Below are 12,572 nucleotides of genomic sequence, written 5' to 3' on the forward strand. Positions count from 1 at the left end.
ACGCTCCCCGGGTGACCGACACCACCACCCACGAGGGCGAACCGCACAGCGGCGCGCTCGGCTCCCGCCTCAACTGGCTGCGCGCCGCTGTGCGGTTCGCCCTCGTGGGTGGTGGTGTCGGTCACCCGGGGAGCGTCTCACGGCCGGGCCGGCCGGGGCCGGTGGCGCGGGACCGGGCGGTGATGTGGCTGCTCACCGTCCCCCGTAAGGGCCCTGACGCGGTGGATTGTCCGGGCCGCGGCCGGGCGGGTGGTGGTGGACCGGGCTGTGTGGCTGTCAGTGGCGGCCCGTATTCTCTGTGACCATGCTCGACGACCAAACGACAGCAGCGACCTGGCCGACCGCCTACCCCGAGGGGTACGCGGTCGTCGACGTCGAGACCACCGGACTCGCCCGCGACGACCGGATAGTCTCCGCTGCCGTCTACCGGCTGGATTTCCGGGGGAACGTCGAGGACCACTGGTACACGCTGGTCAACCCGGAGCGGGATCCGGGGCCGGTGTGGATCCACGGTCTGACGACCGATGTCCTGGCGGGCGCCCCGCTCTTCCCCGAGATCGCCGGCGCGTTGGCGGAGCGGCTCGACGGCCGGGTGCTGGTGGCGCACAACGCGATCTTCGACTGGTCGATGATCGCCAGGGAGTACGCGCGCGCGGAGCGCACCGCGCCCACCCGGCAGCGGCTGTGCACCATCGCGCTCTCCAAGGAGCTGGGGCTGCCGCTGCCCAACCACAAACTGGAGACGCTCGCCGCGCACTTCGGTGTCGTGCAGGAGCGCGCGCACCACGCGCTGGACGACGCGCGGGTGCTGGCCGAGTCGTTCCGGCCCAGCCTGCACGCGGCGGCCAGGAGCGGGGTACGGCTGCCGCTGCTGGAGTGCCGACCGCTCACCGAGTGGTCCGACGCGCCCGCGGCGCCCCGGGTCGGCTATCAGGCGTCGTACCGGCAGTCGAGCTGGCGGGCCTCGCGCAAGCGACCGGCCTGCCCGTATCCGAACCCGGGGCGGTACGAGCCGGGCGGGCGGCTGCGGCAGGGGATGCGGGTGGCGTTCTCGGGCGACACCTCCGTCGACCGTGAGCTGCTGGAGGACCGGGCCGTGGAGGCGGGGCTGCACGTCGCGACGAGTGTGTCGCGGCTGACCAGTCTGCTGGTGACCAACGACCAGCACTCCGCCACGTCGAAGACGGTCAAGGCGGCCTCGTTCGGGACACCGGTGATCGACGAGGCGGCCTTCACCCAGCTGCTGCGGGACGTGGCACCGGCGGCCGGGCAGGGATGAACCGGGCCGCCGGGGGGCCGAACGACGGGATGAGCTGACAGCCCCTCATGTCACACGGCGCCCGGCGCACGGGCGCCGGAGGCCGCCGGAGGCCGCCCGTACGGCCGACTGAAATGTCCACCCCCCGTCCCGGTGCCCGATTCCCGCCGAGTAACGTCGACGGCGTGTACCGCTTCCTGTTGTCCCGGCAGTGGGTGATCCTCACCCTTCTTGGCCTCGCCCTCATCCCCACGATGATCGAGCTGGGCTTCTGGCAGTTGCACCGGCACGAGCACAAGGTCGCGCAGAACGCCCTGATCTCGGGCAATCTCCGGGCCGAGCCCGTCCCGGTCACGGAGCTGACGTCCCCCGGGCACACCGTCCCGCGCGCCGACTACTGGCGCACGGTCACCGCGACCGGCAACTTCGACACCGCGCACGAGGTGGTCGTACGCCGCAGGACCTCCAACGACGACCGGGTCGGCTACCACGTCCTCGTCCCGTTCGTCCTGAAGGACGGCCGGGCGGTCCTGGTGAACCGCGGCTGGTTCCCGGCCGACGGCGACCAGTACGCCTTCCCGGACATCCCCGCGCCGCCGAAGGGCGAGGTCACCATCGCCGGACGGCTCAAGGCCGACGAGACGGCGGCGGCCTCCGGCATCAAGGACGTCAAGGACCTGCCGCCGCGCCAGGTCATGCTGATCAACAGCGAACAGCGGCAGCGGGCGCTGGACCGTACGGTCCTCGGCGGCTACATCGAGCTGACCTCCCCGGTACCGGACGGCGGCAGCCCCGAGCCGATCCAGCGGCCCGACGACAGCTCGATCGGGCCGCACATGGCGTACGCCGTCCAGTGGTGGCTGTTCGTCGCCGCCGTGCCCGTCGGCTGGCTGATCCTCGTACGGAACGAGAAGCGCGAGCGGGCCGAGGCCGCCAGGAAGAAGGCCGACGAGGCGCTGTCCGAGCAGGAGCCCGTACCCGCGAGCGCCTGACCCGCCCGGGTGATCCGGCCGCTCGGTCACCCGACGCGCCGAACCGCTGCTTAGCGCCCGTGTACTGCGGGAACAGCCTTGGCGTGACTCAACGCATCGAGGACTACGCACTCATCGGCGATCTCCAGACCGCCGCCCTGGTCGGCAGGAACGGCTCCATCGACTGGCTGTGCCTTCCTCGCTTCGACTCCGCCGCCTGTTTCGCCGCGCTGCTCGGCACCGAGGACAACGGCCACTGGCGGCTCGCCCCCGCCGGGGCCCGCGCGTGCACCCGGCGCGGCTACGTCGGCGAGTCGCTGGTCCTGGAGTCCGTGTGGGAGACCAGGACCGGCACCGTCAAGGTCACCGACTTCATGCCGCAGCGCGATGTGGCGCCCGAGATCATGCGGATCGTGGAGGGCGTCAGTGGCACGGTGGAGATGTCCGCCACCCTCCGGCTGCGCTTCGACTTCGGTTCCGTGGTGCCGTGGATGCGCCGCTCGCAGGGCCACCGGGTGGCCGTCGCCGGGCCCGACTCGGTCTGGCTGCGCAGCGAGCCCAAGGTCAAGACGTGGGGGCAGCACTTCAGCACCTGTTCGTCGTTCTCCGTGACCGCGGGCGAGAAGGTGGCGTTCGTCCTCACCTGGCACCCCTCCCACGAGCCCCGGCCGCCGCGCGTCGACCCGTACGAGTCGCTGGAGCGCAGCCTGGAGGACTGGCGGGAATGGGCGGCGCGCTGCCGGTACGAGGGGCCGCACCGCGCGGCCGTGATGCGCTCGCTCATCACGCTCAAGGCGCTGACCTACGGCCCGACGGGCGGCATCGTCGCCGCTCCCACCACCTCGCTGCCGGAGGAGTTGGGCGGCGTACGGAACTGGGACTACCGGTACTGCTGGCTGCGCGACTCCACGCTGGTGCTGGGCGCGCTGGTGTCGGCGGGATATCTGGCCGAGGCGGCGGCGTGGCGGGACTGGCTGCTGCGCGCCGTCGCCGGTGACCCGGCCGATCTGCAGATCATGTACGGGCTGGGCGGTGAGCGCAGGCTGCCCGAGGTCGAGCTGCCGTGGCTGAGCGGCTACGCGCGCTCCGCGCCGGTGCGCACCGGCAACGACGCGGTCAAACAGCTCCAGCTCGACGTGTACGGCGAGGTGATGGACTCGCTGAACGTGGCGCGCACGGCAGGTCTGGTCGGGAAGCCGCACGCGTGGAACCTCCAGCTCAGCCTGTTGGGGTTCCTGGAGTCGAAGTGGCGTGAGCCGGACGAGGGGCTGTGGGAGATCCGGGGCCCGCGCCGGCACTTCACGCACTCCAAGGTGATGGCGTGGGTCGCCGCCGACCGGGCCGTCCGGACGCTGGAGGCCGATCCGACGCTCGGCGGTGACATCGGGCGGTGGCGGGCGATGCGGGACGAGGTGCACCGGGAGGTGTGCGAGAAGGGGTACGACCCGGTGCGCAACACCTTCACCCAGTCGTACGGCTCCGCCGAGCTGGACGCGGCGACCCTGCTGATCCCCCGGGTCGGCTTTCTGCCGCCGGACGATCCGCGGGTGATCGGCACGGTCGACGCGGTACGGGCCGAGCTGGGCCACGGGGGGCTGCTGCGCCGCTACACCACCACCGGGAGCGGGGTGGACGGCCTGCCGGGCGGTGAGGGAACGTTTCTGGTCTGTTCGTTCTGGCTGGCCGACGCGCTCCATATGACGGGGCGCGCCGAGGAGGCGGCCGAGCTGTTCGAGCGGCTGCTGGCTCTCCGCAATGACGTGGGGCTGCTCTCCGAGGAGTACGACCCGGTGGCCGGACGCCAACTGGGCAACTATCCGCAGGCGTTCAGCCATATCGGCCTGGTGGTCACGGCGCTGACCCTGGCCGGGTACGACACCGCGGGAGGCGACGTGGGCGGTGACGTGGGCGGTGACACGGCGGCGGGCGGCACGGCAGGATAGGGGCCATGGATCTTGGACTAAAGGACCGGGTGTACGTGGTCACCGGCGCCTCGCGCGGCCTGGGCCGCGCGGCGGCGGGGGCGCTCGGCGCGGACGGCGCGCGGGTCGTCGTCTCCGGGCGGGACGCGGGAAGCGTCGAGAGGGCGGCGTCGGAGATCGGCCCCGACGCGTACGGGCTGGCCGTCGACAACGCCGACCCGGCCGCCGCCCAGCGGCTGATCGGCGCGGCCCGGGAGCGGTTCGGGCGCTTCGACGGCATCCTGATCAGCGTGGGCGGCCCGCCGCCCGGCACGGCCGCGGGCAACACGGACGAGCAGTGGCAGTCGGCGTTCGAGTCGGTGTTCCTGGGGGCGGTACGGCTGGCCCGCGCCGCCGCCGCCGAGCTGGGCGAGGGCGGGGTCATCGGCTTCGTGCTGTCCGGCTCGGTGCACGAGCCGATCCCGGGCCTGACCATCTCCAACGGTCTGCGCCCCGGCCTGGCCGGGTTCGCCAAGTCGCTCGCCGAGGAGCTGGGGCCGCGCGGCATCCGGGTGATCGGTCTGCTGCCCGCCCGGATCGACACGGACCGGGTCAGGGAGCTGGACGCGCTGGGCGGCGACCCGGTGGCGGCGCGGGCGGCCCAGGAGGAGCGGATTCCGCTGCGCCGCTACGGGACGCCGGAGGAGTTCGGCCGGACGGCGGCGTTCCTGCTCTCGCCCGCCGCCTCGTATCTGACGGGTCTGATGCTGCCGGTGGACGGCGGCGCGCGCCGGGGGTTCTGACGACACAGGGGGCGGGGCGTACGGGCCGTCTGCCCGCACGCCCCGTAGTTCCCGCCCACCCCCGTAGGCCCTGTCCGGTCAGCTGACGCGTTCCGCCCGGTGCCGGGCCGCGCGCAGCCGTACCTCCGCCGGGAGCGACGCCAGCCCCGCCGAGTCGCGCGCGTGCGCCAGCGCCTCGTCGCCGAGGCGGCGCAGCGTGTCGGCCGGAGCCGCGTGCGGCTCCAGGAGCAGGCGTACGCGGGCGGCCGGGCCGGTGCGGCGGCCCGTCAGCCGGACCCGGGCGCGGGCCACCCCGTCGAGGGAGCGCGCGTCGTCCTCCATCGCCTCTTCGAGCGCCCGGCCGCGCAGCGCGGCGCCCTCGCCGTCGCCGCTGTCCACCAGCACCTCCGACAGCCGGGCGCGCCGGGTCTGGGCCAGCAGCCACCACAGGGCCAGGACGACGAGGACCGCGAGTACGGCGATCACGACCGGCCACCACCAGTCCGTGCCGTGCCAGCGCTCGCGGTCGGCCCGGCTGAGCAGCACGTCACGCGGTCCGCGGTACGGCCACCAGGAGGGCACCGGCCAGGCCAGCCCGCGCGCCAGCACGATCCCGCCCGCGCAGAGCAGGATCAGGCCGGCGAGGGCCAGCAGTACGCGGTTGACCGGTCGGAGCATCCTGTCATCCCTTCCTCACGGGCCTGCGGACACGGACCGTCAGGGCGGGCCGTCTGTCGAGGCCCAGTTCGCCGATGCCGGCGGTCAGGGTCCGTTCGAGATCGTCCTGTACGGCGTCCAGTTCACGGAAGTGCGACACGGCCCGCGCGACCGCCTTGGAGCGGCGCAGCCGCACCTGTGCGGACTGGACGCCGGAGACCTCCATGGCCCGGTCGCGCAAGGCGAGTTCGGCGGCCTCCCGGTCGAGCCCGGCGCGTACGTGCGGGGAGTCGCGGCGCATGGGGAGCAGCGCGCGCAGTCCGGGGGTGAGGGCGAGGGCGAGCAGCCACACGCCGAGGGCCATGGCGACGGCGGCGGCGACCAGCATCCAGGTCTGGTCGAGCGGCTGCCGGGCGAGCTGGTCGGCGAGCCCGCGGCGCCAGGACATCGCGGGGTGGCCGGCCCGTACCGCCGCGACGTCGTAGAGCAGCAGTCCGGTGGCGCCGAGTGTGACCAGGGCGGTGAGCGCGGCGGGGATCCGGCGGGTGGACCAGAAGCGGTGGGCCTTGGCGGCCGGTTCCTCGTCGTAGTCGGCGAGGGTGGGTACGGACGCGTGGGGGGTGCCGGGGTCCGCCGCGTCGAGGGCGGTGCCGCCGCCGCGGTCCGTGTCGTCGTCCGGCCACTCGTCCCGTCCCGGGCCTGGTGCGGTTCCGCTCATCGGATCCTCCCCCGGTCGGCGGCGCGCGAGGAGTCGGAGTGCAGCCGCTCGACGCGTACCGCCACCTCGCGCACGTCCAGGCCCGCCAGCGTCGTGACGCGGTGGGCGACCTGGCCGCGTACCGCGCCGCACCGCGCGCCGATGTCGACGGGGTACTCCAGCTCGACCCCGATCCGTACCCGCACGCTCCCGTGGTGCACCGTGACGGTCGCGTGGGGCGGGGAGCCGTCCTCGGGCACGCTGTCGAGGGCTTCGCGCGCGGCGCGCGCGGCGATCTTGGCGACGACCCGGTCGGCGATCACCGTCGCCCCGCGTTCGGCCGCCGCCACCCGGTCACCGGCCACGCGGGATCACCGCCGCCGGTCGTCGCGGTCGCGGCCGCGGAAGAGGTCGCCGGGTTCCAGATCGCCGTCCACGAACCTGCCGACCACGAATCCGACCACGCCCAACGCGGCCACCAGCACAAAGGCTCCGAAGCCGCCGAAGTATCCGGCGAACCCGAGCGCCATACCGGCCAACAGGCCGACCACCGCCATGCTCATGATGTGCTCCTCTTCGGCTGTACGGGCCGGCCGCACGCGGCCTCCACCGGCCACGCGCGCACCGCTACTGGATCCGGGAGTCCGTGTCCTCGTCGTCGTCCTCGTCGGGCAGCTTGACGTCGCTGACCGCGATATTGACCTCCACCACTTCCAGCCCGGTCATGCGCTCGACCGCGGCGATGACGTTCTCCCGTACGGCGGCGGCGACTTCGGTGATGGCGACGCCGTAGTCGACGACGATCTCCAGGTCGAGCGCGGTCTGCACCTCGCCGACCTCGGCCTTGACGCCCCGGCTGGGCGTCCTGCCGCTGCCGGCGCCGGGGACCCGGTCGCGCACGGCGCCGAAGGTGCGCGAGATGCCGCTGCCCATGGCGTGCACGCCCAGCACATCGCGGGCGGCGAGACCGGCGATCTTCTCGACGACGCCGTCGGCGATGGTGGTGCGGCCTCGGGCGGCGGGGTCGCCGCCGCCGCGCTTGGTGACGGGCGTGGACCCGCCCTGGTCGCCGGAGAGTTTGCGGTCGGCGGACGCGGACTGGTTGCGCGGTGCGGTCTCTGACATCGCCATTCATCCCTTTCCGGGGCGCCCTCGCGGGCGGTGGGGGACTCCGCTGCCCACATTAGGTGTGCTTGCCCGGTCCCGCGCCGTGGATACGGCAGAGTGGAGGAATGACGACTGCGCGGGGCACCGAAGGATGGACGGCCGAGGTGCGGCGGCGGCTTGCCCCTGGGCGGCTGCTTCCGCTGGGCGAGGCGGCGGACGGCGCGTGGCTGGCGGAACGGGCGGCGCGGGCGGCGCTGCGGCGCGCGGCGGCCGGGGTGCCGGGCGCCGTCCTCGACGCCGGGGTGCGGATCGGCCCCGCGGAGGGGCGGGCGCACGGCGAGCCCGTGGTGGAGCCGCCGCCGAGCGCGCTGCCGCCCGGTCCGCTGCGGATCGACGCGCGGTTCACCGCCGTGGGTTACCCGGCGGGCGCCGCGACGGCGGGCGAGTCGCTGCCGGCCGTGGCAGAGCGGCTGCGCGCGGCGCTGTCGGCCTGTGCCCGGGAGGTGCTGGGCCTCACGGTGACGGAGGTCGATCTGCGGGTGACGGGGCTGCTGGCGGAGGTCCAGGACGAACCGGCGGAGCCCGTTGCTCCGCTCGGGGGACGGGCGCTCTCGCCGGACGACGCCACGGGGCGCGCGGTGGCCGCCGTGCCCGGGGTCGCGTATCTGACCGGTGTGCTGGGCGCTCCCGTGGTGAGCGCTCCGGGCCAGGTACGGGTCGAACTGGCGACGGCGGCGGGCCACCACCCGCCGGCCGTCGCACGGGCGGTGCGCGCCGGGCTGACGCGCGCGCTGCCCGGCGCCCCGTCGGTCGCCGTCCTGGTCACGGCGGTGGAGGCGGCGCCCGCGCCGTGACGCGGGCGCGCGGCGCGCGCGGGGCGCGGGCCGTGGGAGCGCGCGCCGGTCAGTCGCCGAGCCCCGCGAGGTCGCGCAGCCGACGGGCCTGGGCGGCGCGTTCGGCGGCGCGCTGGGCCTCGAAGGAACGGGTGGCGACACCCTGGAGGAGCGCCTTGGTCTCGATCAGCGCGTCCCTCGGCGCGGCCAGCAGCGCGGCGGCCAGGTCCCGTACGGCGGCGTCCAGTTCCTCCGCGGGTACGACCAGATTGGCGAGGCCGGTGCGCTCCGCCTCCGCCGCCTGGACGAAGCGGCCCGTGGCGCAGATCTCCAGCGCGCGTGCGTAGCCGACCAGCCCCACCAGGGGGTGGGTGCCGGTGAGGTCGGGGACCAGGCCGAGGCTGGTCTCGCGCATGGCGAACTGCGCGTCGGTCGTGAGGATCCGCAGGTCGCAGGAGAGGGCGAGCTGGAAGCCCGCCCCTATCGCGTGTCCCTGGACGGCAGCGATCGACACCAGGTCGCTGCGGCGTGGCCACAGGAAGGCGTCCTGGTAGCCGGCGATGGCCGCGTCGAGTTCCTCGTCGGAGCTGCGTGCGAGATCGCCGAACGACGGCTCGCCGTCGAACCCCTCGGGGGTGAACGCCCGCCGGTCGAGTCCCGCGGAGAAGGACGTGCCCTCTGCGCGCAGCACCACGACCCGCACGCTGCCCGGCAGCGACCTGCCGGCTTCCGTCAACGCCCGCCACAGAGCGGGAGACTGGACGTTGCGCTTCGCCGGGTTGGTCAGTGTCACCGTGGCAACGGCGTCCTCGACGGTGAGCCGTACGCCGTCCTTGTCCCGTACGGGTTCCGGCACTGCCGCTGGTTCCTGTACGGGTTCGGGCGAAGTCATGGGGCGCCTCCGGTTCGGGCAGTCGGCTGGCTGAGTGACTGCACAGTAACCACTGGGACGACCGGGTGGTCGTGCCGGGTGGCCACCATCCGAACCGGCGGCCGGTGCCACGGGGACACCGGGGAGGAACCGCGCCCGACGGTCAGGTCAGGCCGACGCGGCCTTCTTGCCTCGCGTAGCCCCGCCGCGTCCCCGCAGCGTGACTCCGGACTCGCTGAGCATCCGGTGGACGAATCCATAGGAACGGCCGGTTTCCTCGGCCAGTGCCCGGATGCTCGCACCGTTGTCGTACTTCTTCTTCAGGTCTGCCGCGAGCTTGTCGCGCGCGGCGCCGGTTACCCGGCTGCCCTTCTTCAGAGTCTCGGCCACCCGTGCCTCCTCATGGGAAGTGCGCTCTGGACTTCTCATGATCACCCCTAGCGGGCTTCCTGGCCACCCATTCGGCAAGGTCCGTACGACGACCTTGCGCGGAATTCAGGCTTCGAGCACGACAGGAGTCACGCATTTCCGACGTGACGGGGGCCACATCCGTCCGACACTCCGAACGAAGTGCCAGGTCAAGGCGCGTCTGCACGGGAAAAGCGCGGATCATGGCCCGAACTGCCCGATCGGTCACGCACCACGCCGACGGTACGAGACGTACTCACACAGATGAAGGATCACCACTGAGCCGAATGATCCATACGGTGTGGATCACACGTCGGCGTCCCTCCCGCCGCACACCCACCGCGCACCGGGCGTCACCACCCGTCAGGCGAGGGCGACCAGATCCGCGTAGTCCGCGCCCCAGAGGTCCTCGACCCCGTCGGGCAGCAGGATGATCCGCTCGGGCTCCAGCGCGTGGACGGCGCCCTCGTCGTGCGTGACGAGGATGACGGCGCCCTTGTAGGTGCGCAGCGCGCCGAGGATCTCCTCGCGGCTGGCGGGGTCCAGGTTGTTGGTGGGCTCGTCGAGGAGCAGCACGTTGGCCGAGGAGACGACCAGGGTGGCCAGCGCCAGCCGGGTCTTCTCGCCGCCGGAGAGCACGCCGGCGGGCTTGTCGACGTCGTCGCCTGAGAAGAGGAAGGAGCCCAGCGTCTTGCGCACCTCGACCAGGTCGAGGTCGGGGGCGGAGGAGCGCATGTTCTCCAGGACGGAGCGCTCCGGGTCGAGGGTCTCGTGTTCCTGGGCGTAGTACCCGAGCTTGAGCCCGTGGCCCGGGGTCACCTGTCCGGTGTCCGGCTTCTCGACCCCGGCCAGCAGCCGCAGCAGCGTGGTCTTGCCCGCGCCGTTGAGGCCGAGGATGACGACGCGCGAGCCCTTGTCGATGGCGAGGTCGACGTCGGTGAAGATCTCCAGCGAGCCGTAGGACTTGGACAGCCCCTCGGCGGTCAGTGGCGTCTTGCCGCAGGGCGAGGGCTCCGGGAAGCGCAGTTTGGCGACCTTGTCGGACTGGCGTACCTGCTCAAGACCGGACAGCAGCCGTTCGGCGCGGCGGGCCATGTTCTGCGCGGCGACCGTCTTGGTGGCCTTGGCGCGCATCTTGTCGGCCTGCGAGTTGAGGGAGGCGGCCTTCTTCTCCGCGTTGGCGCGCTCGCGCTTGCGGCGCTTCTCGTCCGACTCGCGCTGCTGCTGGTAGAGCTTCCAGCCCATGTTGTAGACGTCGATCTGGGAGCGGTTGGCGTCCAGGTAGAAGACCTTGTTGACGACGGTCTCGACCAGCTCGACATCGTGGGAGATCACGATGAAGCCGCCGCGGTACGTCTTGAGGTACTCGCGCAGCCAGACGATCGAGTCCGCGTCAAGGTGGTTGGTGGGCTCGTCGAGGAGCAGGGTGTCGGCGTCCGAGAAGAGGATGCGGGCCAGCTCGACGCGGCGGCGCTGACCGCCGGAGAGCGTGTGCAGGGGCTGGCCGAGCACCCGGTCGGGCAGGCCGAGCGCGGCGGCGATGGTGGCGGCCTCGGCCTCGGCGGCGTATCCGCCCTTGGTGAGGAACTCCGTCTCCAGACGCTCGTACTTCTTCATCGCCTTCTCGCGGGTGGCGCCCTGTCCGTTCGCCATCCGGTCCTCGTTCTCGCGCATCTTCTTCAGCACGGAGTCGAGGTCGCGGGCGGAGAGGATCCGGTCGCGGGCGAGGACGTCGAGGTCGCCGGTGCGCGGGTCCTGCGGCAGATAGCCGACCTCGCCCGAGCGGGTGATGGTCCCGGCGGCGGGCAGGCCCTCGCCCGCGAGGCACTTGGTGAGCGTCGTCTTGCCCGCTCCGTTGCGGCCGACCAGGCCGATGCGGTCGCCCTTGGCGATGCGGAACGAGGCGGACTCGATGAGGATGCGGGCGCCGGCGCGCAGCTCTACGCCGGTTGCGGTGATCACGGAAAGACTCCAGGGCGGTATGGACGGCGGAAGAGGGCAGGCGGAGGAGATTCTTCGACGCCGGCTAATGCACAAGGAGAAATGCCATACGGCTCAGTCTACCGGCCCGCGCAACTGCTTTCCCCGGCCCGGCGCGTACGCCGATATTCTGCGCGGGGCGACGGGCCGCTGGGGCCGTCGGAACGGAGAGTGGTGGCACATGCGGTTCGATGACGACGCCGAACTGGACACGTCGGAGGTCCAGGACGAGCGCGGTGGCGGTGTCCCGGGCGGGGCGGCCACGGTCGGGGGCGGCATCGTCGGGGTCGTGGTCCTGCTGATCGGTCTCTACTTCGGGGTGGGCCCCGAGCAGCTCGGGCTCTCCTCGGGCGGCTCCTCCCCCGCGCGGGGCGCCGCGGCCACCGACGGCGTCAACGAGAACTGCAAAAGCGGGCGGGACGCCAACACGCGCGAGGACTGCCGGATCGTCGCGGTCGTCAACAGCGTGCAGGACTTCTGGCGCGCGGAGTACCAGCGGCGCGGCGAGCGCTACACGGACGCGGACACGAAGTTCTTCACCGATCGGGTCAGCACCGGCTGCGGCGCGGCGACCTCGGCGGTCGGGCCCTTCTACTGCCCGGCCGACAAGATGGCCTATCTGGACCTCGGCTTCTTCCAGGAGCTGAAGACCACGTTCGGCGCGAGCGGCGGGCCGTTCGCCCAGGCGTACGTGGTGGCGCACGAGTACGGGCACCACGTGCAGAACCTGAAGGGCACGCTGGGCCGGGCGCACGACGGCGGCAAGGGCCCGGACAGCAACGCGGTCAAGGTGGAGCTGCAGGCCGACTGCTACGCCGGGGTCTGGACCCACCACGCGACGACGACACCGTCCCCGTCCACCGGGAAGCCGCTGCTCAGCAGCCTCACGGACGAGGACATCCAGGACGGCCTGGACGCGGCGGCGGCCGTCGGTGACGACCGGATCCAGGAGAAGTTCCAGGGCAAGGTCACCCCGGAGTCCTGGACCCACGGGTCGGCGGCGCAGCGCCAGGAGTGGTTCCGTACCGGCTACAGCACGGGCGACGTGGCGCGCTGCGACACGTTCCGCTGACGTACGCGCCCGGACCGGAGCGGCCGGAGCGGCCG

Annotated in this window: 14 protein-coding genes and 1 pseudogene; 7 read left to right on the top strand and 8 right to left on the bottom strand. The window is 72.9% G+C overall.

Annotated features, from left to right (window positions below; all coding sequences use genetic code 11):
• The 5 genes and pseudogenes from DVH02_RS35915 to DVH02_RS04310 all read left to right on the top strand — a co-directional run.
• Positions 1-302, top strand: a pseudogene (locus DVH02_RS35915) (hypothetical protein); the annotation flags it as partial.
• The gene (locus tag DVH02_RS04295; protein WP_114622324.1) at positions 299-1,279 is read left to right on the top strand and encodes a DEDDh family exonuclease; all 981 of its coding nucleotides are present in this window, start codon (positions 299-301) and stop codon (positions 1,277-1,279) included. The pseudogene DVH02_RS35915 and the gene DVH02_RS04295, both read left to right, overlap by 4 nt.
• 164 nt (positions 1,280-1,443) lie before the next feature.
• Positions 1,444-2,250: an SURF1 family cytochrome oxidase biogenesis protein gene (locus DVH02_RS04300; protein ID WP_114622335.1), complete on the top strand. Its 807-nt coding sequence runs from the start codon at positions 1,444-1,446 to the stop codon at positions 2,248-2,250.
• An 83-nt stretch (positions 2,251-2,333) separates the two neighbouring features.
• Positions 2,334-4,172 carry a glycoside hydrolase family 15 protein gene (locus DVH02_RS04305; protein WP_114622325.1) on the top strand — a complete coding sequence of 613 codons (1,839 nt, stop codon included), beginning with the start codon at positions 2,334-2,336 and terminating at the stop codon, positions 4,170-4,172.
• 5 nt (positions 4,173-4,177) lie between these two features.
• A complete protein-coding gene (locus DVH02_RS04310) occupies positions 4,178-4,933 on the top strand; it encodes an SDR family oxidoreductase (protein WP_114622326.1) in 756 nt (251 codons plus the stop codon).
• 78 nt (positions 4,934-5,011) lie between these two features.
• Here the strand turns inward: DVH02_RS04310 and amaP are convergent, their stop codons facing one another.
• The 5 genes from amaP to DVH02_RS04335 form a co-directional block, all read right to left on the bottom strand.
• On the bottom strand, positions 5,012-5,590 hold the full coding sequence (gene amaP / locus DVH02_RS04315) for an alkaline shock response membrane anchor protein AmaP (RefSeq protein ID WP_114622327.1): 579 nt from the start codon (positions 5,588-5,590) through the stop codon (positions 5,012-5,014).
• A gap of 4 nt (positions 5,591-5,594) precedes the next feature.
• Positions 5,595-6,287, bottom strand: a complete 693-nt coding sequence (locus tag DVH02_RS04320; protein ID WP_114622328.1) for a DUF6286 domain-containing protein — start codon at positions 6,285-6,287, stop codon at positions 5,595-5,597.
• Positions 6,284-6,631: an Asp23/Gls24 family envelope stress response protein gene (locus DVH02_RS04325; RefSeq protein WP_114622329.1), complete on the bottom strand. Its 348-nt coding sequence runs from the start codon at positions 6,629-6,631 to the stop codon at positions 6,284-6,286. Before DVH02_RS04325 ends, DVH02_RS04320 begins: the two co-directional genes overlap by 4 nt.
• Positions 6,632-6,637: 6 nt before the next feature.
• The gene (locus DVH02_RS04330) at positions 6,638-6,829 is read right to left on the bottom strand and encodes a hypothetical protein (RefSeq protein ID WP_114622330.1); all 192 of its coding nucleotides are present in this window, start codon (positions 6,827-6,829) and stop codon (positions 6,638-6,640) included.
• Positions 6,830-6,893: 64 nt separating this feature from the next.
• Positions 6,894-7,391: an Asp23/Gls24 family envelope stress response protein gene (locus DVH02_RS04335; RefSeq protein WP_114622336.1), complete on the bottom strand. Its 498-nt coding sequence runs from the start codon at positions 7,389-7,391 to the stop codon at positions 6,894-6,896.
• 107 nt (positions 7,392-7,498) lie between these two features.
• Between DVH02_RS04335 and DVH02_RS04340 the strand changes: the two genes are divergently transcribed.
• Complete coding sequence (locus DVH02_RS04340; protein WP_114622331.1) at positions 7,499-8,227, top strand: hypothetical protein; 729 nt, start codon at positions 7,499-7,501, stop codon at positions 8,225-8,227.
• A 49-nt stretch (positions 8,228-8,276) separates the two neighbouring features.
• On the opposite strand, the gene DVH02_RS04345 is transcribed toward DVH02_RS04340, so the two are convergent.
• The 3 genes from DVH02_RS04345 to abc-f all read right to left on the bottom strand — a co-directional run bounded on the left by DVH02_RS04345 (position 8,277) and on the right by abc-f (position 11,447).
• Positions 8,277-9,098 carry an enoyl-CoA hydratase/isomerase family protein gene (locus DVH02_RS04345; RefSeq protein ID WP_114622332.1) on the bottom strand — a complete coding sequence of 274 codons (822 nt, stop codon included), beginning with the start codon at positions 9,096-9,098 and terminating at the stop codon, positions 8,277-8,279.
• Positions 9,099-9,245: 147 nt separating this feature from the next.
• The gene (locus tag DVH02_RS04350) at positions 9,246-9,467 is read right to left on the bottom strand and encodes a helix-turn-helix domain-containing protein (protein ID WP_030753304.1); all 222 of its coding nucleotides are present in this window, start codon (positions 9,465-9,467) and stop codon (positions 9,246-9,248) included.
• Positions 9,468-9,848: 381 nt separating this feature from the next.
• Entirely contained in the window at positions 9,849-11,447 is a 1,599-nt protein-coding gene (abc-f, locus tag DVH02_RS04355) for a ribosomal protection-like ABC-F family protein (RefSeq protein ID WP_114622333.1), read from the bottom strand.
• Between the two features lie 199 nt (positions 11,448-11,646).
• Here abc-f and ypfJ point away from each other — a divergent pair, with 199 nt between their 5' ends.
• Entirely contained in the window at positions 11,647-12,537 is an 891-nt protein-coding gene (gene ypfJ / locus DVH02_RS04360) for a KPN_02809 family neutral zinc metallopeptidase (protein ID WP_114622334.1), read from the top strand.
• The last annotated feature ends 35 nt before the right edge of the window (positions 12,538-12,572 follow it).

Source organism: Streptomyces corynorhini, assembly GCF_003346515.1.
Taxonomy (GTDB): Bacteria; Actinomycetota; Actinomycetes; order Streptomycetales; family Streptomycetaceae; genus Streptomyces; species Streptomyces corynorhini.